We start from the raw sequence: 24,228 nt of genomic DNA on the forward strand, positions 1-24,228 counted from the left end.
GGGACTATAGCTCAGCTGGGAGAGCACCTGCCTTACAAGCAGGGGGTCACAGGTTCGAGCCCTGTTAGTCCCACCATTATGCGGCCTGGTAGTTCAGCTGGTTAGAATGCCAGCCTGTCACGCTGGAGGTCGAGGGTTCGAGTCCCTTCCAGGTCGCCAATTAAATATGCGGGAATATGGCTCAGTTGGTAGAGCAATTGACTGTTAATCAATGGGTCACAGGTTCGAGTCCTGTTATTCCCGCCAATATAATAGTATGGATCATTAGTGTGCCATGTTGGAAGACGATGATTTGAGTCCTTTTTAGATTTTAAAAATTAAATGCGGGAATAGTTCAGTGGTAGAGCGCAACCTTGCCAAGGTTGAAGTCGCGAGTTCGAATCTCGTTTCCCGCTCCATATTAAATATGGGTGCATAGCTCAGCTGGATAGAGCAACGCCCTTCTAAGGCGTGTGTCCGGGGTTCGAATCCCTGTGCGCTCACCAATAAAAAAAGTTTCACTTTAGTGAAACTTTTTTTTTATATAATTATGGACATTATAAATAGTTTGTATATAGTTAGATTAATATAGTATAATACATAGTGTAAATAATCAAGAACTTATCAAACAGGAGGATAAAACTGTGTTGGATATAAATTCTTTTTTAGGTGATTTTTTTGACATAATTTTTAGAATGACTATAAATGATATAGTTGATATATCTATAGTTGCATACATCTTTTATAAGATATTTATGTTTATAAAAGATACAAGAGCAGAGCAGGTTTTAAAAGGAATATTATTTTTATTAGTAGCAACCCAAATAAGTGAAACTTTTAAATTACATACTCTTTATTGGATATTAGTCAATGCTCTTGAATTTGGAGTTATAGCTGGTCTTATAATTTTTCAACCAGAACTTAGAGCAGGGCTTGAGCATATAGGTAGAGCTAAATTTAATTTCTTTATGAAAAACGGTCCCAATATATCAGAAGAAGCGATTACTAAAACAATAGAAGAAATAGTTGAAGCTTTATATTCATTATCAAGGCAAAAGATTGGCGCTCTTATTATTATGGAAAGACAGACTAAGATAGGGGATATAATAAATACAGGGACTAGTATAGATGGTGAAGCATCAAGGCAGTTATTAATAAATATATTTATCCCAAATACTCCATTGCATGATGGTGCGGTTGTTATAAGAGATTCACAAGTAAAGGCAGCAGCATGTTTCTTGCCATTAACTGAGAGTAAAGACTTGAGCAAGGATTTAGGGACTAGGCATAGGGCTGGAATAGGTGTTAGTGAGGTTTCGGATTGTATATCACTTATTGTTTCAGAAGAAACAGGAGATGTATCTATAGCTAAAGCAGGGAAGCTATATAGAAATATATCCAAAGATAGAATGACAAATATACTAAGAAGTAATCTAAAAACTAAAACAGATGATAAAAACTTTTTTAAAGGTGGTATATTCAGATGATAGATAAATTTGAAAATAATACCAAGATAAAATTAATATCCCTGTTAAGTGCCATTGTATTATGGTTATATGTTATGGCAGTAGTTGATCCAGAAGAAACTAAATTATTTGAAGATATTCCTATAACTATAAATAATATGAACCAGTTAAACGAAAAAAATCTTGTGATTTATCCGGATACTGAGTTAACTACAGATATATATATATCTGGAAAATTGTCAAATATTAAGAAAGTTAAGAAGGAAAATATACATATATATGGTCAAATAAATAATCCTATAGAGGGTAAAAATGAGATATATTTAAAAGCAAGCACATCTGAAAGGGTTACGCATGAATTTAAAAATAGCGTTATGATAGTTAACTTAGAGAAAGTAGTAACAGAAAAAAGAAGCATAGATATACAAGTAGAAGGTAAATCAAAAATAAATATAGATAAGGTAAGCATTGATAAAGGTCAAGATAGTATACGTATATCAGGACCAAGAAGTTTAGTTCAACAAGTTCAAATGGTTGTAGGTATACTAGATGTAGGTTCAAAGACAAATGGATTTTCCGCTGAGATAAGTTTAAGGCCTATAGATGAAGATGGCGATGAGGTAGAAGGTGTGGAATTAGAACAATCATCAGTTATAGTAAATACAACTTTATTGAAGGAAAAAAATGTTCCTATAAAAATAAAATTTGCTGAGGGAAACAATCCTGAAACGAATTTAAAAGATTATACATTAAGTCAGAATAATATAACTATAAAAGGCAAAAAAGAGATTATAGATAAAATTGAATATATAGATACGCAAGTAGTAGATATAAAGGATATAGCTAATAATACTTCAAAAGATATATATTTGAATATTCCAAAAGGTGTAATTGTAGAGAATGAGTATATTACTATAAAGCTAAATACAGTAAGCACAATTAAAGAAGAGTTTGTATATACATCAAAAGAAATTGAAATAAGAAATAATGAAAATAATATAGATATAGCAACTATAAATATACCAACTAGCGTTAAGGTTAGTATTGAGTACTTAGAGAGTGTAAGTAATATAACAAAATCAGATATAGTATTATATATAGATTTATCCCAAGAAATTGCTGAAAGTGAGACATATGATATAAAGTATGATTTAAAATATGAGGTTAAAAATATAGTTGTTAATCCAAATCAAACATTATAATATAAAAAATTTTAAGTAAAGATGCAATAAAAAATATCGTTTTATGTAAAAAAAATGATATTTCTATTGCATCTTGTTTAATTTAGTAATATTATAAAGATAAAGGTAAGTTGTGAATGAATAATCTGAAAAGTTAAAAAAATTTCAATAGACTAGGAAAACGTTGCTAAAACATGTATAATCTAAGTATAAGAATATAAAGTGTAACAATTACATTTAGATTATTAGATTGTTAAAGTATTATGAATACAATGTGCTCTAAATTTAATTGATTGTCAGCATATAGCTACATCCTAAAATAATAAATAAATTATATCTTATAAGAATCTTATACAGATAGGAATATAAGAGATGAATATAATTATTTAAATAATTAAATTATATATTAATTAGTACTTATAAGTAAAAAGTATAAAGATATTTTTTACTAGATGTCAAAAATGAGGTGGGAGTATATGAGAAACTTTGAAGAAGTAATAAAATTTGCAAGGGAAAGAGGCCCTAAAACTATATCAGTAGCATGCTGCCAAGATAAAGAAGTTTTAATGGCTGTTGAAATGGCAAGGAAAGAGAAAATAGCTAATGCTATTTTAGTAGGAGATATAGAAAAAACAAGGGAAATAGCAAGTAGTATAAATATAGATCTTAATAATTATGAATTAATAGATGTACAAGATTTATCAGAAGCATCTCTAAAATCAGTTGAATTAGTATCACAAGGTAAAGCCGACATGGTAATGAAGGGATTAGTAGATACATCTATAATATTAAAAGCAGTGCTAAATAAAGAAGTTGGTTTAAGAACTGGAAATGTATTAAGTCATGTTGCAGTATTTGATGTACAAGGGTATGACAGGTTATTTTTAGTAACTGATGCAGCAATGAATTTAGCACCAGATGTAAATATTAAAAAACAAATCATAGAAAATTCATGTACAGTAGCACATTCATTAGATATAGAAAAACCAAAGGTAGCTGCATTATGTGCTAAAGAAAAAGTAAATCCTAAAATGCAAGATACAATAGATGCAAAAGAATTAGAAGAAATGTGTGAAAGAGGGGAAATCGAAGGGTGTATAGTAGGTGGACCTTTCGCATTAGATAATGCTGTATCATTAGAAGCTGCAAATCATAAAGGTATAAATCATCCAGTAGCAGGTAAAGCAGATATATTATTAGCTCCAGATATAGAAGCTGGAAATATATTATATAAGTCATTAGTATTTTTCTCAGAATCAAAAAATGCAGGACTTATAGTTGGTGCTAAAGCACCTGTAATATTAACTTCAAGAGCTGATAATGAAGAAACTAAGTTAAATTCAATAGCTTTAGGTGTATTAATGGCGGCTAAAGCTTAATATATTAGGGGGTAAGACATATGAATAATGTATTTAGAATATTAACAATAAATCCTGGTTCAACATCAACTAAAATAGCTGTATTTGATAATGAGGATTTAGTATTTGAAAAAACTTTAAGACATTCTTCTGAGGAAATAGGCCAATTTGAAAAAATATCAGATCAATTTGAATTCCGTAAGAAAGTAATAGAAGAAGCATTAGATGAGGGTGGAGTAAAAATATCTGATTTACATGCTGTAGTAGGTAGAGGAGGACTTCTTAAGCCTATACAAGGTGGAACATATGTTGTAAACGAAGCAATGATAGAAGATTTAAGAGTTGGTGTGTTAGGTGAACATGCATCAAACTTAGGTGGAATTATAGCTAAACAAATAGGGGATGAAGTTAATATACCATCATATATAGTAGACCCTGTTGTTGTTGACGAAATGAATGAATTAGCTAGGGTATCAGGAATACCTGAAATAGATAGAAAAAGTATATTCCATGCATTAAACCAAAAAGCTACAGCTAGAAGAGCTGCTAACGAACTAAATAAGGAATACAGTGATAGCAACTTTATAGTAGCTCATATGGGTGGAGGAATATCTGTAGGAGCTCATGAAAAAGGTAAAGTAATAGATGTTGCAAATGCTCTAGATGGGGAAGGACCATTTTCTCCAGAAAGAAGTGGTGGTTTACCAGTTGGAGACTTAGTAAAAATGTGCTTCAGCGGAAAATATACTCAAGATGAAATTAAAAAGAGAATAAAAGGTAATGGTGGATTAGTAGGATACTTAAACACTAATGATGCTAGAGAAGTAGAAGAAAGAATAGCTAATGGTGATGAAAAAGCTAAATTAGCTTATGAAGCTATGGCTTATCAAGTAAGTAAAGAAATAGGTGCATGTGCATCTGTACTTAAAGGAAATGTAGATGCAGTGTTATTAACTGGTGGAATAGCTTATTCTAAGTTATTTACAAGTATGATAGAAGAAAGAGTTAAATTTATCTCTGAAGTTAAAGTATATCCAGGTGAAGATGAAATGATAGCATTAGCACAAGGAGGACTTAGAGTTCTAAATAAAGAAGAAGAACCTCAAGTATATGGTTGCAAGGTAGAGTGCATATAAAAATATAGACAAGGACATTAAACAAATAACATATATGAATTTAATTATATGACTTAATAGGTGAGATTGATGATAACTAATGATAATAGAATAAGAATCATGATAGGACATTATGGAAGTGGAAAAAGTGAATTTGCTATGAACTATGTTACTAAGCTAAGAAGTGAAGTAGATGGGAAAGTCGCTTTATCTGATTTAGATGTAGTAAATGTTTATTTTAGAACAAGAGAGAAAAAAGATTTACTAAAATCTCTAGATATACTTCCTATAGATAGTTGTATAGATGCTCCAACTCTAGATTTACCAGCAATATCAGCGCAAATTGCAACACCAATAAATGATAAATCTTATAATTATGTCATGGATGTTGGTGGAGATAATGTAGGTGCTAGGGTTGTAGGAAGATTTAATCATTTAATAGAAGAAAATGATTATGATATGTTTTGTGTAGTAAATGCAAATAGAGAGCAAACTCAGACTGCTGATAGAGTCATTGATCATATAAGAGCAATAGAAAAATCTTCAGGACTTAAGGTTACAGGTTTAGTAAATAATACACATCTTATTAGATCAACTACTGTAGATGATGTATTAAAAGGTCAAGCATTGGTATCAGAAGTATCAAAGCTATGCAACATACCAATTAAGTATGTTGTATGTATGGAAAACCTTATACCACAGTTACCGACAGATTTAGAAGGGGAAGTATTCCCTATTCAGCTTTATATGAGAGAAGCCTGGATGTAATTTGAGCTCAAATATATAGAAAGATTTTAAGGGGGCATAGAAAAATGGCTAAAGGAAAAGTATTTTTTGATCAAGACCTTTGTAAAGGTTGTGGATTATGCGTAGAAGCCTGTCCAGTGAAAATTGTATCGATGGATAATAGTAAAATTAATAAAAAAGGATATAATCCAGCAACAGTTGCTGATATGGATAAGTGTATAGGATGCACAAATTGTGCTACTATGTGTCCAGATTCAGTTATAACAGTAGAAAGAGACTAATTACAAATAAAGGGGGCAATTTTAATGGCTAAGATACTTATGAAAGGTAACGAAGCATTTGGAAAGGCAGCGATAGAAGCTGGATGCAAATATTTCTTCGGTTACCCAATAACACCACAAAATGAATTACCAGAATACATGTCTAAAGAGTTACCTAATGTTGGAGGAGTATTCGTTCAAGCAGAATCAGAAGTTTCTGCTATAAATATGATATATGGTGGAGCAGGAACAGGAGCTAGAGTTATGACTTCTTCATCTTCTCCAGGGATAGCGTTAAAACAAGAAGGTATAACTTATGCTGCAGGAGCTGAACTTCCTTGTGTTATAGTTAATGTAATGAGAGGTGGTCCAGGATTAGGTGGAATACAACCTTCTCAAGCTGACTACTTTATGTCTACAAGAGGTGGAGGAAATGGAGATTACAGAACTCCAGTTTATGCACCAGCTACTGTTCAAGAAGCCGTTGATATGATAATGGAAGCTTTTAATGTTGCAGATTTCTATAGAACTCCAGTTATGGTAGTTGCAGATGGTATGATAGGACAAATGATGGAGCCAGTAGAATTTAAAGCTCCTAAGACTAGAGAATTACCACCTAAAGATTGGGCAAGTGTAGGAACTAAAGGACAAAGAAAGCCTAATGTAATAAATTCATTATACTTACAACCAGATGAATTAGAAAAACACTGTATAAAGCTAGAAGCTAAGTACAAAGAAATAGAAAAAAATGAAGTAGATTACGAAATGTACCAAACAGAAGATGCTGAATTAGTATTTGTAGCTTATGGTACTACAGCAAGAATAGTAAAAAATGCTATAGATATATTAAGAGCTGAAGGAATAAAAGCTGGTCTTATAAGACCTAAGACTTTATGGCCATTCCCATTCGAAGCATTCAATCAGATACCAGCAGCTAAAAACTTATTAACAGTTGAAATGAGTATGGGTCAAATGGTAGAAGACGTAAGATTAGCAGTTGAAGGAAGAATACCAGTACACTTCTACGGAAGAACTGGAGGAATGATACCAGATCCAGAAGGAATAGCTAACAAAGCTAAAGAAGTAGTAGAATGTGAATTAGCTGTAGGAGGTGCTAGATAATGTCAGTTGTATTTAAGAAAACTCAAGGTTTAACAGATGCTCAAACTCATTACTGTCCAGGATGTACTCACGGTATAATCCATAGATTAGTAGGGGAAGTATTAGAAGAATTAGATGTGCTTGGAGATACTATAGGAGTTGCTCCAGTTGGATGTTCAGTTTTAGCGTATAACTACTTTAACTGTGATATGCAAGAAGCATCTCATGGTAGAGCACCAGCTGCTGCTACAGGAATAAAGAGAATTCTACCTGATAAAACAGTATTCACATATCAAGGAGATGGAGATTTAGCTTCAATAGGTACAGCTGAAATAGTTCATGCTGCAGCTAGAGGAGAAAAATTCACTACTATATTCGTAAATAATGCTATATACGGAATGACTGGTGGACAAATGGCTCCAACTACATTAGTTGGACAAAAAGCTACTACAGCTCCAAGAGGAAGAGAAATAGATAAACAAGGTTTCCCAATAAAAATGAGTGAAATGTTATCTACATTAGACGGAGCAGTATTTGTAGAGAGAGTTTCTGTAGATACACCTGCTAATGTTAGAAAAGCTAAAAAAGCTATAAAGAAAGCTTTCCAAGTTCAACAAGCAGGATTAGGATTTGGTATAGTAGAAGTATTATCTACATGCCCAACTAACTGGGGAATGGCACCAAATGATTCACTACAATGGTTAAGAGACAATATGATGCCATACTATCCTTTAGGGAATATAAAAGATATTGATCTTAATGGGGAGGTGAAGTAATATGTCTACAGCTAGAGTAATATGTGCAGGATTCGGTGGTCAAGGTGTTATGTCTATGGGACAATTACTTACTTATGCAGGAATGCTAGAAGGTAAGGAAGTTTCTTGGTTACCATCATATGGACCAGAAATGCGTGGAGGTACAGCTAACTGTGCAGTAACTGTATCTGATAAACCAGTTGGTTCTCCTCTTATAACAGGAGATGCTACTTGTGCAATAGTTATGAACTTACCATCACTTGATAAATTTGAAGCAGAAGTTAAGCCAGGTGGAAAAATATTAGTAAACAGCTCTCTTATAGAAAGAAAAGTAGAAAGAGATGATGTTGAAGTTCACTATATACCAGCAAATGAGATAGCTTTAGAATTAGGAAATCCTAAAGTTGCAAATATGATAATGTTAGGAGCTTACTTAAAAACAAATCAAACAGTAGAAGTTGAATCAGTTTTAGAAGCTTTTAAAAAGGTATTTGGACCTAGTAAAGAAAAGTTTGTACCATTAAACAAGGAAGCTTTACAAAAAGGTGCAGAGGCTATAAAATAGTATTAAAATTATATAAAAAATTACAAAAAAAGGACAATAGAAATAATTCTATTGTCCTTTTTGATTATATATATTAAAATGTCTTTATGGAATAAACTAGAGAATCAAGAACATTTATATGTATATAATAATATATTATAGTTTGATGAGCTTTTCGTTATGGAAGGAGATTTTTAATGAGAAAATATTTTGGAACAGACGGAGTAAGAGGTATAGCTAATACAGAACTTACTTGTGAATTGGCATATAAATTAGGGAGAGCTGGAGGTTATGTCTTAGCTCAAGGGAAAGAAAAAGTTAAAGTAGTAGTTGGAAAAGATACAAGGATATCTGGAGATATGTTAGAAGCTGCTTTAACAGCAGGGCTTATGTCTGTTGGGTGTGATGTAATTACAGTTGGAGTAGTTCCAACACCTGCAGTTGCATATTTAACAAAAAAATATGAAGCTGATTGTGGGGTAGTTATATCAGCATCACACAACCCAGTTGAATACAATGGTATTAAATTCTTTAACAAAGATGGATATAAGTTAGATGATGAAGTTGAATTAAATATAGAAGAATATATAGACAATATAGAAAAAGTAGAGCATCATCCAGTTGGAGATAAAGTTGGTAAGAAAATACACATGCATGATGCACAAAGAGATTATATAGATTACTTAAAATCTATAATAAATGTAGATTTTAAGGGATTAAAAGTAGTTTTAGATTGTGCAAATGGGGCAGCATATAAAGTTGCACCAATAGTATTTGATGAACTAGGTGCAAGTGTAGTAACAATAAATAGTGAACCAGATGGCAATAATATAAATGATAAGTGTGGATCAACACATCCACAAAAGTTACAAGAAGCTGTTTTGGCACACCAAGCTGACTTAGGTCTTGCATATGATGGAGATGCTGATAGACTAATTGCTATTGATGAGAATGGAACCATTGTTGATGGAGATCATATAATGATACTAAGTGCTATATATTTAAAAAAGAAAAATAAATTAGCACAAGATACATTAGTAGTTACAGTAATGAGTAACATAGGACTTACTATAGCAGCTAAAGAGCATGGAGTAAAACTTGCTACTACTGCTGTAGGAGATAGATATGTTTTAGAAGAAATGAAAAATAGTGGATACAATTTAGGTGGAGAGCAATCAGGACATATGATATTCCTAGATTACAATACAACTGGTGATGGTGTTTTAAGTTCATTAGTACTTGCTCAAATAGTACTAGAAGAAGAAAAGAAAATATCAGAACTAGCAGCAGTAATGACTCAGTACCCACAAGTACTAATTAATGCTAGGATAAAGAATGAGAATAAGAATAGATATATGGAGTATGAAGATATAAAAAGCGAAATAGAAAGAATAGAAAACTTACTAGATGGGTGTGGAAGGGTTTTAATAAGACCATCAGGTACAGAGCCGTTAGTAAGAGTTATGCTAGAGGGTAAAGAGGAAGGTCAAATAAAAGAATTAGCTACAAACTTAGCTAACCTTATACAAGAAAAACTATCGTAATTTAAAAGTGAATACTAAGACAACAAAGTATATCTTAGCATTCACTTTATAAGCGCCAGAACTTAGTAATCAAATAGATATTAGATAACATTAGTACTGAGTTGACGAGGTCAGAGTTTATCGAATTATCGGCGGATGCTCTGCGGTGTGTTTACCATCGTGAGGACTTCCTTAAATCATAGAAGTAATTTTATGGACAAAGGGAAGTTTAAGTGAACAATATGACCTAACTCTAAAAATATATAAAATAATAATATTTTTAGGAGGAATTTTAATATGTGTGGAATAGTTGGATATTTAGGACACAGACAAGCAACAGAAGTTTTAATAGAAGGACTTTCTAAGTTAGAGTACAGAGGTTATGATTCTGCAGGAGTTGCAGTTAACGTTGGAAATGAATTAGAAATAAGAAAGTTCAAAGGTAGATTAGCAATACTAGCAGAAGATTTAGAAAAGAATCCAATAGAAGGTGGATTAGGTATAGGGCATACTAGATGGGCAACTCATGGAGAACCATCTGATGTAAACTCTCACCCTCATTTTAATATGGCTAGAACAATAGCTGTTGTTCATAATGGTATAATAGAAAACTACATGGAATTAAAAGAAGAATTACAAGCAGAAGGTGTTGTATTTTTATCTCAAACAGATACAGAAGTAGTAGCTCATTTAGTTGATAAGTATTATGAAGGAAACTTACTAGATGCTGTTTACAAGGCGACTGAAAGATTAAGAGGAGCATATGCACTAGGTGTTGTATGTAAGGATAATGCACAAGAATTAGTATCTGTAAGAAAAGACAGCCCATTAGTAGTTGGTTTAGGTGAAGGTGAAAACTTCATAGCATCAGATATACCAGCTATATTAAAGTATACTAGAAACGTATACTTCTTAGAAAATGGTGAGTTTGTTCATATAATAGGGGATAAACTAACTGTTTTAAATGAAAATAGAGAAGTTGTTGAAAAAGAAGTTACTGAAATAACTTGGGATGTTGAAGCTGCATCTAAAGGTGGATATGAACACTTCATGTTAAAAGAAATATATGAACAACCAAATGGAGTTAAAGAAACATTAATAAGAAGATTAAATGATAACGAAGAAATTCAGTTAGATGATATAAAAATGACGAAGGAAGACTTGGAAAAAATAAATAAAGTATATATAGTTGCATGTGGTACTGCATATCATGCAGGTCTTGTTGGTAAATTTGCAATAGAAAAGTTTGCTAAAATACCAGTAATAACTGACATTGCATCTGAATTTAGATACAGAGATCCATTTGTAGATGAAAATACATTATTAATATTAGTAAGTCAATCAGGTGAAACTGCAGATACTTTAGCATCTTTAAGATATGCTAAAGAAAAAGGAGCTAGAATATTATCAGTAACTAATGTTGTGGGTTCTTCTATAGCTAGAGAATCAGATGATGTATTCTATACATGGGCAGGGCCAGAAATATCTGTTGCATCAACTAAGGCATACACAACGCAATTAGTATCATTCTATATGATAGCATTGGATTTTGCTATAAAGAAAGGTACTATAACTAGAGAGTTCTACAATGATATGATAGAAAAGCTAAAAGAAATGCCTGAAAAGGTAGAAAAAGCTTTAGAGCAAGAAAGTTATATCAAAGAAGACGTTGCTAAGACATTAAAAGATGCGAGCAGTGCATTCTACTTAGGTAGAGGATTAGATTATAACTTAGCTATGGAAGGTGCTTTAAAGATAAAAGAAATATCTTATATTCATGCAGAAGCTTTCGCAGCTGGAGAATTAAAGCATGGTACAATAGCACTAATAGAAAAAGGAACTCCAGTAATAGCTATAGCAACTCAAGAAGAGTTATTTGAAAAAATGGTATCTAATATGGAAGAAGTTAGAGCTAGAGGAGCATATGTAATAGCTATTGCTCAAGAAAAAAATAAAGAAGTTGAAAAATCTGCGGATAAGGTAATATATATACCAAATGTAGATGATATATTATCAAGTATATTAACAGTTTTACCACTTCAATTATTATCTTACTATGTTGCAGTTGAAAGAGGCTGTGATGTAGATAAGCCAAGAAACTTAGCTAAATCAGTAACAGTTGAATAATAAATATTGATAAAAAGCCGTATATTTATAAAATGTACGGCTTTTTTATAGTAGAAAATTTCATTATGATTAAATTATTGTGCATATTTTGGTAGTTGATGTTTATTTTTTATAATTAAGATAATTAATGGTATCTATAATAAGATTTAATATATAAAATGGATAAATACGGTAGATGATAAAATTTAAGTATGATAACCTATAAGTAAAAATATATATTTGAATAGGGGTGCAGATGTGATAAGTAAAGATGAGATATCAAGACTAAAGGGAGAAGGAATATTAGCACAAAAACAAGAGGGTTATTTTTCTATAAGAATATTAAGTAGAGCAGGAAATTTTACAGCAAAGCAATTAAATGATTTAGCCCAATTATCACAAAAATATGGAAACGGATATTTAGGTGTAACAACTAGGCTTGCAATAGAAATTCCTTGGATTAAATATGAAGATATCGAAAATCTAAAGGCTGATTTAAAAGAAGCTAAATTAGCTCATGGTGGTACAGGAAAGAAAGTTAGACCGCTAGTTGCATGTAAGGGAACTGTATGTCAACATGGTACATATGATACGCAAAAACTTTGTAGTAAATTACATGACAAGTATTTTGGATATAATTTACCTTCAAAAACTAAAATAACATTAGTAGGATGTCCTAATAACTGTGCAAAGGCAAATACAAATGATATTGGTATAGTTGGACAAGTTTATGTTAAATTTAATGAGGATAAATGCAAAAATTGTGGACTATGTACTAAACCATGTAGACAAAAATCTGTTAAGATTGTAGACAAAACATTAGTATGGGATAAAGATGAATGTGTAAACTGTGGAAAATGTGCTCAAGTTTGTCCGTTCGGAGCTATGGAAGTTGATAAGCAAGGAATGGCAATTTATCTTGGGGGAAGAATGGGAAGAGGATATAGATTTGGAGATAAGTTAAATAATTTATATCAAGAAGAAGAAATAGTAGAATTAGTACAAGATATATTAGATACATATAAAGAGTTAGGTAATCCTGAAGAAAGAATATGCAAGGTTATAGATAGAATTGGATTTGATGCATTTGAAAAAGCATTAATGGATAAGAAATGTATAAATGAATAAAAACTAAAGAGTATATAAAGTATATCCTCCTTAAAATTGTCAATAATTCAAGTATAAGTATGATAATTTTAAGGGGGATTTTTTATGAAATTAGTAAAATTAACTATAAGCTTTTTTTTATTGATGTTAGCAGGAATGTTAATATCATATGCAGACATTAAATCGAATAATGAATACTATAAACTTATAGAAACTTTCAATGATACACAAGCAAATTTTAAATTTTATAATATAAAAGCTAACGGAGCCATAAATTATAATATATCAAAAAATGATATGAGAGATATTTGTATAGAAATAATTAATAATCTTGGATTAGAGGAAAGTAATATAAAGTGGGAAGAAAATTGGAATAAGAAAGAAAATCAAATATATGCTCAAGTAAAAACAGACAAGGAAACCATTTCTATAATTGGTATTAAAAAAAATAATACAGAGTCCTATATAATAGTTGACATATTAGAAAATAAAGTATATAAAAATATAGTGGACATTTATACAGTTCTTGAAAATACTCTTAATAAGCATACATATCAATTAGATATAAATACCTGTATATCTGGAGAATACACAAAAAAGTTACAAATAAATAAATATGATGATATTTTGCAGAAAATATTATATAATATGAATGCTGAAGAAATAGATAGAGTAGAGGAAGAAAATTTTGTATCAATAACAGCATATAGTGAAATTTTAAATGAAAATTATTTGGAATATTTGGGAAATAAGACGAATTTGAATATAGGAATGAGGTATAGTGAAGATGATGATAAAACGCTCATCTATATTGCTACACCCATTATAAAATTAGATTATTAATAATGAGGAGAGGTCAATGAGATGTCAAAAATATTAGTTAAGAAGAGTAACCCACTTAAAGGTAGTGTTAAAATAGATGGAGCAAAAAATGCAGTATTACCAATCATAGCAGCAACTTTGCTAGCTAACGGAAAGTCTACTATAAAATGTGTACCTAATTTAAGAGATGTGCATGTTATATCTGATTTATTAAGACACTTAGGAGCAGAAGTAGATTATACAGATAATACATTAACAGTAGATGCGAGTAACATAACTACATGTGAGGCTCCATATGAGCTTGTAAGAAAGATGAGAGCATCTTTTTTAGTTATGGGACCGTTACTTGCAAGATTTAATCATACTAAGATATCTATGCCAGGAGGTTGTGCTATAGGAACGAGACCTATAGATTTACACTTAAAAGGATTTAAGTATCTAGGTGCTACGGTAGAAATGGATCATGGATTTGTAGAAGCTACAACGAAGGGATTAACAGGAGCTAAGTTATACTTAGATTTCCCGTCAGTTGGAGCTACTGAAAATATAATGATGGCAGCTGCTCTTGCAGAAGGAACTACAATAATAGAAAATGCAGCAGAAGAACCAGAAATAGTAGATTTAGCTAACTTTTTAAATGAAATGGGCGCTAACATAAAAGGTGCAGGAACAAACACTATAAAGATAAAAGGTGTGAAAGAATTAAAAGGTGCAGAACATACAGTAATACCTGATAGAATAGAAGCAGCTACGTATATGGTTGCAGCAGCTATGACAAAAGGTGATATAACTGTAGAAAACGTACTACTGGAACACTTAAAGCCAGTAGTAGCTAAGTTAAAAGAAGCTGGTTGTGAAATAGTAGAAATGGATAATGCTGTTAGAGTAATAGGACCAGAAATATTAAAACCAATAGATATAAAAACTTTACCGCATCCAGGATTCCCAACGGATGTCCAAGCTCAATTTATGGCAATGCTTACAATAGCTAATGGAACAGGTGTAGTTACAGAAACAGTATTTGAAAATAGATTTATGCATGTTGCTGAGTTCAATAGAATGGGAGCTAACATAAAAATAGAAGGAAAGAGTGCTATCGTTAACGGAGTACAAAAATTACATGGTGCTAAAGTTAATGCAACAGATTTAAGAGCAGGAGCTGCGCTTATATTATGTGGGCTTATAGCTGAGGGAGAAACTCAAATAGGAGAAATATATCATATACAAAGAGGTTATGTAGATATAGATAATAAAATAACTGCATTAGGCGGAAATATAAGAATAGTAGAAGACTAAAAAAATAGTAGTGCTAAAAGAACAGGGTTGTTCATATACTTTAAGGACAAGGATTAAACCAAGGAGGAAAAGTATATGAAGAACCCGTTAGTAGTTTTGGCAAGTATAGTGGCTTGTTCTATAACTATACCTATACTCATAAGTATAGTATCTTATGATGGGATAGAGGCAACACCTCAAAATCATAAAAAGACCGTTATAAGTGAGAATGTAAATAAAGTGATAAATTATCAAAAAGTAGATAAAAAATCACCAATTATAAATGTATATAATCATAAATTAGGTAAAACTCAGCAAATGGATATTGAAGAATATTTGTGTGGTGTAGTAGCAGGAGAAATGTCTACAGAATTTAATATAGAAGCTCTTAAGGCTCAAGCTGTAGCAGCTAGAACTTTTGTAATGTATAAACAAAAACAAGGAAATTCAAGTAAACATAAAGATGCTGTAGTTTGTACTGATTATAGACATTGTCAAGAATATAAAAGCTATGAGGAATTGAAGAAAAAAAATGGAAGTGAATGGATGAAAAATTCATATTCTAAAATTCAAAGAGCTGTAAAAGAAACTAAAGGGAATATTATAACTTATGATAATGAGCCAATACTTACTTTATATTTCTCAACATCATCAGGTAAAACAGAAAATTGTGAAGAAGTATTTTCACAATCGCAGCCGTATCTAAAGTCAGTTGATAGTCCTTATGATAAAAATTATTCACCTAAATATGTATCTACATTAAAAATTAGTAACAAAGACTTCGTAAATACTTTAAAAAGAAGCTACGGTGGTATACAAATAAGTGAGAATAATTTAAGTAGCCAAATTAAGATACTTGAAACAAGTGATGCAGGTTCTGTAGAAAAAATAAAGATAGGTAATAAAGAAATTAAAGGAACTGATGTAAGAAGTATACTAAATCTAAATTCAGCTAATTTTGATATAATCTTCAATGACAATTACCTAGATTTTATAGTAAAGGGATATGGGCATGGTGTAGGAATGAGTCAATGGGGAGCAGAAGGTATGGCTGAAGAAGGATATAAATATTATGAAATATTAGCTCATTATTATACAGGAACTCAAATAAATGACTTATATTAATATAGAAAAAATAAACTCTATAACTTATATTATCTAATATAAGTTATAGAGTTTATTTTTGTATTATAAACATAGTAAATAAATTAAACAGAGCTTCTATATATAAAATTTCAAAAAAAAACATAAATTGTATAAAAATAGAAATTAAAGATAACAATATAAATACATAAATATATTTGGAGGTGCTGTATGAAGAAAAAGCTATTAGAGAGAGATGGTTTTTACTTAGCATTATTTGCATGTATTTGCTTAGTAGCAGTTGGAGGAGTTTGGTTTACAAAGAACAATGTAGATGAGTTAGCCTCTAATAATGGATTTGTAAATAATACTGATAACAATAGCAAAAATGATGACGAATTGCATTTAATAAAGAAAGAAAATAATGATGCCGTTCCAACTACAACGGATTCAGAACAAAACTTACAACAAGCTAAAGAAAAGGAAAAACAAAAAGAAAGTGACTCTAAATTAAATTTCTTAGGAAAACAAGTTACAAGAGAATACTCAGATAAAGAACCTAGTTATTCAAAAACATTAAACGTATGGGAAATACACAAAGGTTTAGATGTGAGTAATGATAAAGGGCAAGAGATAAAATCTTTATTAACAGGAAAAGTAGTTGATGTATTTAAAGATGATGCTTATGGAATGTCAGTAAAAGTTAAAAGTGATAATGATATTATGGTAGTATACTCTAACTTAGGTGAAAAAATTAAAGTTAAAAAAGGCCAAGAAGTTAAAGAAGGTGAATCTCTAGGTATTGTAGGAGATACATCTACAGTCGAAAGTGAAGAAGGAACTCATGTACATATAGAAGCATTTAAAGGAAAAGAAGCAATAGATCCAATGAGTTTAATGAAATAAAAATATAACAGACTTAATCAAATTTGATTAAGTCTGTTATATTTTTTTGTAAGCTCACATATATATGATTAAGGCTAGTATGTGAGGAGGGGAAGTCTTGAGATCTCATATAGAGGAACGAGCAATCGTTGTAGCAAAATATATACTAGAAAAAAACACCACTGTACGTCAAACAGCGAAAACATTCGGAGTGAGTAAAAGTACGATTCACAAAGATGTAACAGAACGATTAGAGGAAATAAATCCATATTTAGCTAAAGAAGTTAAAATGGTTTTAGAAAAGAATAAATCTGAAAGACACATAAGAGGAGGCATGGCTACTAAGCTTAAATATGAGAAAGATTTAAAAAAAGATGTAGGTTAAAACCTACATTTTTTTATATTATTCTTGACTAAAACAATGTTTTTGTATATTTTGTATTATAGGAGTGTTTTGCAAAAAATAATGAATCGTTTAAATATAGAATATAATACAAAAGGAGTTGGAAAAATGGCGAGAGCTGATATAGGTATAGACTTGGGAACTGCTAATGTACTTGTATATGTTAGCGGAAAAGGAATTGTGTTAGAAGAGCCATCTGTTGTAGCAATAGAAAAAAGGACAAAGTCTGTTTTAGCAGTAGGCGAAGAAGCTAGAAAGATGATAGGTAGAACGCCAGGTAATATAGTTGCTATAAGACCATTGAGAGATGGTGTTATTTCGGATTATGATGTAACTGAAAAAATGCTTAATTATTTCATAAACAAAGTTGTAGACAAAAAAGGTTTTGGAAGATTCTTTATGCCTAGAATAATGGTATGTGTTCCAACTGGAGTTACAGAAGTAGAAAAAAGAGCTGTAGAAGAAGCTACACGACAAGCTGGAGCAAGAGAAGTATATATTATAGAAGAACCTATAGCTGCTGCCATAGGAGCAGGAGTAGATATATCTAAACCAAATGGAAGTATGGTTATAGATATAGGTGGAGGTACAGCAGATATAGCTGTAATTTCCTTAGGAGGAGCTGTAGTAAGTGAATCTATAAAAATAGGTGGAGATAGATTTGACGAAGCCATAGTAAGATATATGAGAAAACAACATAACCTTCTTATCGGAGAAAGAAGTGCTGAAAAAATAAAGATAGAAATAGGTACTGCATATAGGAGAGAAGAAGAAAAAAGTATGAAAATAAGCGGTAGAAACTTAGTTACAGGATTACCAGAATCTATAACTATAAATTCTTCAGAAATGTTAGATGCACTTGATGAATGTGCAGAGCAAATAGTAATAACGACACTTGCAGTATTGGAAAAAACACCACCAGAATTAGCTGCGGATATAAGTGATGCAGGGATAATAATGACAGGCGGAGGTTCATTATTATACGGATTAGATAAAAGAATAGAAGAAAGAACACGAATTAAAGTTATAGTAGCGGAAGATCCATTATCTTGTGTAGCTAAAGGAACAGGAAGTGCACTAGGTTCTTTAGACTTGCTTGAAACAGGAGGTACCTTTAAAAGAAGATAATAGGGAGGTATTTTTATGTTAAACATAGATCAAATAAAAGAGTTAATACCACATAGGTATCCATTTTTATTAGTAGATAAAGTAATAGAGTTAGAAGAAGGAAAAAGAGCAGTAGGAATAAAAAATGTTACAGTGAATGAGCCATTTTTCCAAGGTCATTTTCCAGATTATCCTATAATGCCAGGTGTTTTAATTATAGAGGCTATGGCACAAGTTGGATGTGTAGCCATGATGTCTATAGATGAGAATAAAGGAAAATTGGGTGTATTTGCAGGAATTGATAAAGTTAGATTTAAAAAAGAAGTTAGACCCGGAGATACATTAACTATGGAAGTAGAAATGATATCTTTAAGAAGAAATATTGGAAAAGCTACAGCTAAGGCCTTTGTTGGAGAAGAACTTGCATGTAGTGCAGAGTTAATGTTTGCTCTTGTTCAAAAGTAAACAAAAAAGTCCTAGTGATAGGACTTTTTTTGTTTGAAATTTACAAATTTAGAAGTTATAAAATATTTTTCATTAAAAGGAACTAATAATCTATGTAAGTCAATAGGTGAACAAAGGAACTACGCTCGCACAAAGAGTAGAAGTTTATGTGAAAATATAGTGCGAGGCTGATCCTTCATATAAATAGGAAAAAGAATTTACGTAGAAAGTAATAAGGCTAATGAAATTATTTCTGCTAGCTCTAATATAAAGCTAAGTCTTACATTGTTAAAAGAAAACCTATTATTTTCATCTATCTTATCCACAATTCCTACAATAGAATAATTTCCTATTTGAGGGAGTTTTTTTCCAACACCTTTTCCAGGAAGAATAGGACCTTTTCTAATCTGTATATTACCTATACTACTTTTTGATCCTAAACATGCATCTATAGCCAAGAAGTTTCCATTTGGATGAGTCGTTTTGATATGTTCAATAGATTCGTATATATTTAAAGCATGAATAGGGTTATCTAGTGTTCCGTAAACAGGGTATTTAAAGTCGCTATTATTTAGCATGGTTCCAACTAAAGGACCAAGGGCATCACCTATAGCCCGATCTGTTCCTATACAAACCACAACTATGTTCTCATCAACTAAATCTTTAAGTGTTGAACTTAATGCCTGAATAACATTTTCTTTTTTATAATTTACCTTGGCTAAATACATAGGAACACCCCCCTTAAAAAGAAATATATGAAATTTCGGTCTAAAAAAGACCTATATTAGAGTAGATAAGATATAATATGAAATTAAGTTAAGATAGGATACTATCTAGTTTTATAAGACAAGCAAAAAAATTGAAGTAAAGATATAAAGCTAGTAATTCTAAGGTTTATAATTTTAATATCTAATGAAAAATAAATATAAAAAGTCAAAATTATGGGCAAAATTTGAAAAATGAAAAATAAATATAAAAAATCATTGACATAGTTTTATAAAAATAGTAATATATAAACCAGTGAGACATTTAACATTAAGAACTTAATAACTTTCTTGATTACCTTATCAAGAGCGGCGGAGGGATAGGCCCTGTGAAGCCCGGCAACCACCCATTAGGGAAAGAGGTGCTAAATCCTACAAGACCATGTGGTCTTGATAGATGAGGTTAGTTAATTAACGTATTGATATACTAATTAACCTCTTCTTATATAAGAAGAGGTTTTTTAATTCAATAATGATTACTAAACTATTGCTTTTTAAGATATAATTAAGATTTTAAAATAGACTAGTTTTTATAAGCAAAAACGATTGTTCAAAGTATAAGTAAAAAAGCTTATACAAAATGAAATTTAAAATAAGATAATATGTTATTAATTAAGGAGGAAACAAAAGATGGCAAGACATTTATTTACGTCGGAATCAGTAACAGAAGGGCATCCAGATAAAATCTGTGACCAAATATCAGACTCAATATTAGACGCATTATTAGCAAATGATCCTTTATCAAGAGTAGCTTGTGAAACTACAGTTACTACAGGATTAGTATTAGTAGCAGGTGAAATAAGTACAAATACTTATGTAGATATCCCTAAATTAGTAAGAGAAACAGTAAGAGAAATAGGATATGATAGAGCTAAATATGGATTTGACTGTGACACTTGTGCAGTTATAACTTCTATAGATGAACAATCAGGAGATATAGCAATGGGTGTTGACGAAGCTTTAGAAAATAGAGAAGGTGCAACAGCTGAAGACGAAATAGAAAAAGTAGGAGCTGGAGACCAAGGTATAATGTTCGGTTTTGCTTGTAATGAAACTGAAGAATTAATGCCTTTACCAATATCATTAGCTCATAAATTAGCTAGAAGATTAACTGAAGTTAGAAAGTCAGGATTATTAGATTACTTAAGACCAGACGGAAAAACTCAAGTTACAGTTGAATATGATGGAGCTAAAATAGTTAGAGTTCATACTATACTTATATCAACTCAACATGGAGAAGAAGTTGATAATGATACAATAAGAAGAGATTTAATAGAACATGTTATAAAGGCTGTTATACCAGCAGAATTACTTGATGAAGAAACTATAATATACATCAACCCAACAGGAAGATTCGTTGTAGGAGGACCACAAGGAGATACTGGTCTTACAGGAAGAAAAATAATAATAGATACTTACGGTGGATACTCAAGACACGGTGGAGGAGCATTCTCAGGGAAAGATCCAACAAAAGTTGATAGATCTGCTGCATATGCTGCAAGATACGTAGCTAAGAATATAGTTGCTGCAGGACTTGCAGATAAGTGTGAAATAGAATTAGCTTACGCAATCGGTGTTGCTAAGCCATTATCAATATTTATAGATACTTTTGGAACAGGAAAAGTTTCACAAGAAGTATTAGTAGAATTAGTAAACAAGCACTTTGATTTAAGACCAGGTGCAATAATAAGAGACTTAGAATTAAGAAGACCTATATACAAGCAAACAGCTGCTTATGGACACTTAGGAAGAGTTGATATAGATTTACCATGGGAAAAAACTGATAAAGCAGAATTATTAAGAAAAGAAGCATTAGGACAATAATTTAAGATATATTAAATATTTAAACCCCTTAGAGTATAAACAGGAAAATACCTGTAAAAGATTACTTTAAGGGGTGATTTTATTTTATATAAAAGGTATAATAATTACAACTTAAGTGAAGGATAGAAATATTATTTGTTGTAGGAGAATAAGTATGGAAAGAATAGAAGGAATGGTAAGTGATATAGTATTTAAAAATGAAGATAATGGTTATACAATAGCTCATTTAGCAAATGCAGAGAATGAAGTTGTAATCGTAGGATGTATGCCAACTCTATCTATAGGAGAAAGTATAGAAGTTGAAGGTAAGTGGATAAATCATAAAACTTATGGAACTCAATTTGAAGTAAATAAATTTATGCCAGTAACGCCATCATCGCTAGAAGGAATTTATGTGTATTTATCATCAGGAATAATACATGGCATAGGTGAAAAAATGGCTAAGAGGATAGTGGATAAGTTTGGAGTCAATACTTTAGATATAATTCAAAATACGCCAGAAAGATTAAAAGAAGTAGAAGGTATAGGAAGTAAAAAAATAGATCAAATAGTAAAAAGTTACGAAGAAAATAGAGAGCTTAGAAACATAATTATAGAGTTATCTCCATATGGAATTACGCCTAATTATTGTATGAAAATATATAAGAAATATAAAAATAAAGCCATTGATGTTATAAATAAGAATCCGTATAAACTTGCCGAAGATATAAGAGGAATAGGGTTTAAAATAGCTGATAATATAGCTAGCAAAATAGGAATAGAAAAAAATTCTAAAGATAGAGTATCTCAAGGAATTTTGTATGCATTAAATCAATCTTTAAGTAGCGGACATACTTACCTACCTGAACATATTTTAATACAAGAGGCAGTGAAATTATTAGAAGTAAAATCACCTATCGTTGAAACTTGTATAATGGAACTAGCATATGACCAAAAAGTTCACATAGAGAAAATGAATGGAGTAAATCTAATATACTTAATCCCATACTATTTATCTGAAAATGGAGTTTGTAAACAAATAATAAAATTATCCCAATGCGAATTTAAAGATTTAAATATAGATATAGAAAAAGAAATCATAGTTGTAGAAGAACAAGATAATATTAAATTAGCTGAGAATCAAGCACTAGCAGTTAAAGAAGCTATAGAAAGCGGAGTAGTAATAATAACTGGCGGTCCAGGAACAGGTAAAACTACAACCATAAATACTATAATAAAAATATTTGAAAATAATAACCAAGAAGTAGTACTAGCAGCTCCCACGGGAAGAGCAGCAAAAAGGATGAGCGAAACGTCTGATAAAGAAGCTAAAACTATACATAGGCTACTAGAAATGGGATATACAACTGACAGTGATGAACTTCAGTTTATGAAAAATGAAGAAGAGCCTATTAAAGCAGATGTAATAATTATAGATGAGGTATCTATGGTAGATATTTTACTTATGTATAGCTTACTAAGAGCAATAAAGCCAGGTACTAGAGTAATATTAGTTGGAGATAGTGACCAGCTACCATCAGTAGGGGCAGGAAATGTACTAAAGGATATGATTGATTCTAGTGTAATAAATGTGGTTAGATTAAATGAAATATTTAGACAAGCTCAAGAGAGCATGATAGTAGTAAATGCCCATAAAATAAATAATGGAGAGCCGCTACATTTAAATTCTAAGGGAAAGGATTTCTTTTTCATAAAAAAAACAACGAATGAAGAAATTCTAAAAGAAATAGTTGGGCTAGTACATGAAAGATTACCCCAATTTTATAATTTAGATAAATTAAAGGATATACAAATACTTTCATCAATGAGAAAAGGGGATTTAGGAGTAACTAATCTTAATATTGAATTACAAAAATACCTTAATAAATCTGAAAAATTTAAAGTTGAAGAGAGTTTTCAAAAAAGGCTTTTTAGAGTTGGTGACAAGGTTATGCAAATAAAAAATAACTATACTAAAAAGTGGGAAAATGAAGATAGAAGTGATAGTGGAGAAGGTATATATAATGGAGACATTGGATATATATATCATATAGATAAAGATAAAAGAACTATATATGTAATATTTGATCAAGTTAAAATAGTTGCATATAAATATGATGAATTAGATGAACTGGATCATAGTTTTTGTACAACTATACATAAAAGTCAAGGAAGTGAGTTTCCGGTAGTAGTAATACCTATAACTTGGGCACCTCCAATGTTACTTAGCCGTAATTTATTATATACAGCAGTAACAAGAGCTAAAAAACTAGTTGTATTAGTAGGGGATGTAAAATACTTAGAGTACATGATAAAAAATAATAGGACAAATGATAGATATTCCAATCTAGATTATAAATTAAATAAGTTTAAGGAAGAGGGGCTTTTAGTTAAGTAAAT

General features: G+C 31.0%; 22 protein-coding genes, 5 tRNA genes and 1 riboswitch. Of the genes, 26 read left to right on the top strand and 1 reads right to left on the bottom strand.

Going from position 1 to position 24,228, the window contains the following annotated elements; translation table 11 throughout:
• From VLM92_RS00615 to fabZ, 24 genes are all read left to right on the top strand, one after another.
• Positions 1–76, top strand: a tRNA-Val gene (locus VLM92_RS00615).
• A gap of 6 nt (positions 77–82) precedes the next feature.
• A tRNA-Asp gene (locus VLM92_RS00620) sits at positions 83–159 on the top strand.
• 11 nt (positions 160–170) lie between these two features.
• Positions 171–246 (top strand) — tRNA-Asn (locus VLM92_RS00625).
• 77 nt (positions 247–323) lie between these two features.
• A tRNA-Gly gene (locus tag VLM92_RS00630) sits at positions 324–398 on the top strand.
• Between the two features lie 10 nt (positions 399–408).
• A tRNA-Arg gene (locus VLM92_RS00635) sits at positions 409–485 on the top strand.
• A gap of 138 nt (positions 486–623) precedes the next feature.
• The gene (cdaA, locus tag VLM92_RS00640) at positions 624–1,466 is read left to right on the top strand and encodes a diadenylate cyclase CdaA (RefSeq protein ID WP_325274419.1); all 843 of its coding nucleotides are present in this window, start codon (positions 624–626) and stop codon (positions 1,464–1,466) included.
• Positions 1,463–2,647, top strand: coding sequence for a CdaR family protein (locus VLM92_RS00645; protein ID WP_325274420.1), 1,185 nt, complete (start codon positions 1,463–1,465; stop codon positions 2,645–2,647). Before cdaA ends, VLM92_RS00645 begins: the two co-directional genes overlap by 4 nt.
• Before the next feature lie 455 nt (positions 2,648–3,102).
• Complete coding sequence (ptb, locus tag VLM92_RS00650; protein ID WP_325274421.1) at positions 3,103–4,005, top strand: phosphate butyryltransferase; 903 nt, start codon at positions 3,103–3,105, stop codon at positions 4,003–4,005.
• 20 nt (positions 4,006–4,025) lie between these two features.
• A complete protein-coding gene (buk, locus tag VLM92_RS00655) occupies positions 4,026–5,120 on the top strand; it encodes a butyrate kinase (RefSeq protein WP_325274422.1) in 1,095 nt (364 codons plus the stop codon).
• 69 nt (positions 5,121–5,189) lie between these two features.
• Positions 5,190–5,867, top strand: a complete 678-nt coding sequence (locus VLM92_RS00660; protein ID WP_325274423.1) for an ATP-binding protein — start codon at positions 5,190–5,192, stop codon at positions 5,865–5,867.
• A 44-nt stretch (positions 5,868–5,911) separates the two neighbouring features.
• On the top strand, positions 5,912–6,127 hold the full coding sequence (locus VLM92_RS00665) for a 4Fe-4S binding protein (protein ID WP_325274424.1): 216 nt from the start codon (positions 5,912–5,914) through the stop codon (positions 6,125–6,127).
• Positions 6,128–6,151: 24 nt separating this feature from the next.
• Entirely contained in the window at positions 6,152–7,228 is a 1,077-nt protein-coding gene (locus tag VLM92_RS00670) for a 3-methyl-2-oxobutanoate dehydrogenase subunit VorB (RefSeq protein ID WP_325274425.1), read from the top strand.
• Positions 7,228–7,983, top strand: a complete 756-nt coding sequence (locus VLM92_RS00675; RefSeq protein WP_325274426.1) for a thiamine pyrophosphate-dependent enzyme — start codon at positions 7,228–7,230, stop codon at positions 7,981–7,983. The genes VLM92_RS00670 and VLM92_RS00675 overlap by 1 nt, the downstream gene beginning before the upstream one ends.
• 1 nt (position 7,984) lies before the next feature.
• A complete protein-coding gene (locus VLM92_RS00680) occupies positions 7,985–8,527 on the top strand; it encodes a 2-oxoacid:acceptor oxidoreductase family protein (protein WP_325274427.1) in 543 nt (180 codons plus the stop codon).
• A gap of 176 nt (positions 8,528–8,703) precedes the next feature.
• A complete protein-coding gene (gene glmM, locus VLM92_RS00685) occupies positions 8,704–10,050 on the top strand; it encodes a phosphoglucosamine mutase (protein ID WP_325274428.1) in 1,347 nt (448 codons plus the stop codon).
• A 276-nt stretch (positions 10,051–10,326) separates the two neighbouring features.
• Positions 10,327–12,156 carry a glutamine--fructose-6-phosphate transaminase (isomerizing) gene (glmS, locus tag VLM92_RS00690; protein WP_325274429.1) on the top strand — a complete coding sequence of 610 codons (1,830 nt, stop codon included), beginning with the start codon at positions 10,327–10,329 and terminating at the stop codon, positions 12,154–12,156.
• Positions 12,157–12,393: 237 nt separating this feature from the next.
• Positions 12,394–13,263, top strand: coding sequence for a 4Fe-4S binding protein (locus VLM92_RS00695; RefSeq protein WP_325274430.1), 870 nt, complete (start codon positions 12,394–12,396; stop codon positions 13,261–13,263).
• Positions 13,264–13,347: 84 nt separating this feature from the next.
• Complete coding sequence (locus VLM92_RS00700; protein WP_325274431.1) at positions 13,348–14,085, top strand: YwmB family TATA-box binding protein; 738 nt, start codon at positions 13,348–13,350, stop codon at positions 14,083–14,085.
• A gap of 21 nt (positions 14,086–14,106) precedes the next feature.
• Positions 14,107–15,360, top strand: coding sequence for a UDP-N-acetylglucosamine 1-carboxyvinyltransferase (gene murA / locus VLM92_RS00705; protein ID WP_325274432.1), 1,254 nt, complete (start codon positions 14,107–14,109; stop codon positions 15,358–15,360).
• A gap of 75 nt (positions 15,361–15,435) precedes the next feature.
• Positions 15,436–16,464 carry a stage II sporulation protein D gene (spoIID, locus tag VLM92_RS00710; RefSeq protein ID WP_325274433.1) on the top strand — a complete coding sequence of 343 codons (1,029 nt, stop codon included), beginning with the start codon at positions 15,436–15,438 and terminating at the stop codon, positions 16,462–16,464.
• Positions 16,465–16,653: 189 nt separating this feature from the next.
• Positions 16,654–17,328, top strand: coding sequence for a M23 family metallopeptidase (locus VLM92_RS00715; RefSeq protein WP_325274434.1), 675 nt, complete (start codon positions 16,654–16,656; stop codon positions 17,326–17,328).
• Between the two features lie 97 nt (positions 17,329–17,425).
• The gene (spoIIID, locus tag VLM92_RS00720; RefSeq protein WP_325274435.1) at positions 17,426–17,692 is read left to right on the top strand and encodes a sporulation transcriptional regulator SpoIIID; all 267 of its coding nucleotides are present in this window, start codon (positions 17,426–17,428) and stop codon (positions 17,690–17,692) included.
• A 126-nt stretch (positions 17,693–17,818) separates the two neighbouring features.
• Positions 17,819–18,838 (top strand): rod shape-determining protein MreB, encoded by a 1,020-nt coding sequence (mreB, locus tag VLM92_RS00725; RefSeq protein WP_325274436.1) that lies wholly within the window; start codon positions 17,819–17,821, stop codon positions 18,836–18,838.
• 15 nt (positions 18,839–18,853) lie between these two features.
• Positions 18,854–19,282 (top strand): 3-hydroxyacyl-ACP dehydratase FabZ, encoded by a 429-nt coding sequence (fabZ, locus tag VLM92_RS00730; RefSeq protein ID WP_325274437.1) that lies wholly within the window; start codon positions 18,854–18,856, stop codon positions 19,280–19,282.
• Positions 19,283–19,479: 197 nt separating this feature from the next.
• Here fabZ and yyaC read toward each other — a convergent pair whose 3' ends face one another.
• The gene (gene yyaC, locus VLM92_RS00735) at positions 19,480–19,989 is read right to left on the bottom strand and encodes a spore protease YyaC (protein ID WP_325274438.1); all 510 of its coding nucleotides are present in this window, start codon (positions 19,987–19,989) and stop codon (positions 19,480–19,482) included.
• Between the two features lie 333 nt (positions 19,990–20,322).
• Positions 20,323–20,429: riboswitch (SAM riboswitch) on the top strand.
• Between the two features lie 226 nt (positions 20,430–20,655).
• On the opposite strand from yyaC, the gene metK reads away from it, so the two are divergent.
• Positions 20,656–21,849, top strand: a complete 1,194-nt coding sequence (metK, locus tag VLM92_RS00740; protein ID WP_325274439.1) for a methionine adenosyltransferase — start codon at positions 20,656–20,658, stop codon at positions 21,847–21,849.
• Positions 21,850–22,003: 154 nt separating this feature from the next.
• Positions 22,004–24,226: an ATP-dependent RecD-like DNA helicase gene (locus VLM92_RS00745; RefSeq protein WP_325274440.1), complete on the top strand. Its 2,223-nt coding sequence runs from the start codon at positions 22,004–22,006 to the stop codon at positions 24,224–24,226.
• Positions 24,227–24,228 lie beyond the last annotated feature (2 nt).

The sequence above is a fragment of the Romboutsia sp. genome (assembly GCF_035470145.1).
GTDB lineage: Bacteria > Bacillota > Clostridia > Peptostreptococcales > Peptostreptococcaceae > Romboutsia_D.

What these genes read in the sequence shown, in the direction of transcription:
- spoIID (WP_325274433.1), top strand. Translation starts at nt 15,436, where the DNA reads ATGAAGAACCCGTTAGTAGTTTTGGCAAGTATAGTGGCTTGTTCTATA.
- metK (WP_325274439.1), top strand. Translation starts at nt 20,656, where the DNA reads ATGGCAAGACATTTATTTACGTCGGAATCAGTAACAGAAGGGCATCCA.
- glmM (WP_325274428.1), top strand. Translation starts at nt 8,704, where the DNA reads ATGAGAAAATATTTTGGAACAGACGGAGTAAGAGGTATAGCTAATACA.
- VLM92_RS00660 (WP_325274423.1), top strand. Translation starts at nt 5,190, where the DNA reads ATGATAACTAATGATAATAGAATAAGAATCATGATAGGACATTATGGA.
- VLM92_RS00665 (WP_325274424.1), top strand. Translation starts at nt 5,912, where the DNA reads ATGGCTAAAGGAAAAGTATTTTTTGATCAAGACCTTTGTAAAGGTTGT.
- VLM92_RS00745 (WP_325274440.1), top strand. Translation starts at nt 22,004, where the DNA reads ATGGAAAGAATAGAAGGAATGGTAAGTGATATAGTATTTAAAAATGAA.
- buk (WP_325274422.1), top strand. Translation starts at nt 4,026, where the DNA reads ATGAATAATGTATTTAGAATATTAACAATAAATCCTGGTTCAACATCA.
- yyaC (WP_325274438.1), bottom strand. Translation starts at nt 19,989, where the DNA reads ATGTATTTAGCCAAGGTAAATTATAAAAAAGAAAATGTTATTCAGGCA.
- VLM92_RS00700 (WP_325274431.1), top strand. Translation starts at nt 13,348, where the DNA reads ATGAAATTAGTAAAATTAACTATAAGCTTTTTTTTATTGATGTTAGCA.
- fabZ (WP_325274437.1), top strand. Translation starts at nt 18,854, where the DNA reads ATGTTAAACATAGATCAAATAAAAGAGTTAATACCACATAGGTATCCA.
- VLM92_RS00680 (WP_325274427.1), top strand. Translation starts at nt 7,985, where the DNA reads ATGTCTACAGCTAGAGTAATATGTGCAGGATTCGGTGGTCAAGGTGTT.
- VLM92_RS00670 (WP_325274425.1), top strand. Translation starts at nt 6,152, where the DNA reads ATGGCTAAGATACTTATGAAAGGTAACGAAGCATTTGGAAAGGCAGCG.
- murA (WP_325274432.1), top strand. Translation starts at nt 14,107, where the DNA reads ATGTCAAAAATATTAGTTAAGAAGAGTAACCCACTTAAAGGTAGTGTT.
- ptb (WP_325274421.1), top strand. Translation starts at nt 3,103, where the DNA reads ATGAGAAACTTTGAAGAAGTAATAAAATTTGCAAGGGAAAGAGGCCCT.
- VLM92_RS00645 (WP_325274420.1), top strand. Translation starts at nt 1,463, where the DNA reads ATGATAGATAAATTTGAAAATAATACCAAGATAAAATTAATATCCCTG.
- glmS (WP_325274429.1), top strand. Translation starts at nt 10,327, where the DNA reads ATGTGTGGAATAGTTGGATATTTAGGACACAGACAAGCAACAGAAGTT.
- VLM92_RS00715 (WP_325274434.1), top strand. Translation starts at nt 16,654, where the DNA reads ATGAAGAAAAAGCTATTAGAGAGAGATGGTTTTTACTTAGCATTATTT.
- VLM92_RS00675 (WP_325274426.1), top strand. Translation starts at nt 7,228, where the DNA reads ATGTCAGTTGTATTTAAGAAAACTCAAGGTTTAACAGATGCTCAAACT.
- mreB (WP_325274436.1), top strand. Translation starts at nt 17,819, where the DNA reads ATGGCGAGAGCTGATATAGGTATAGACTTGGGAACTGCTAATGTACTT.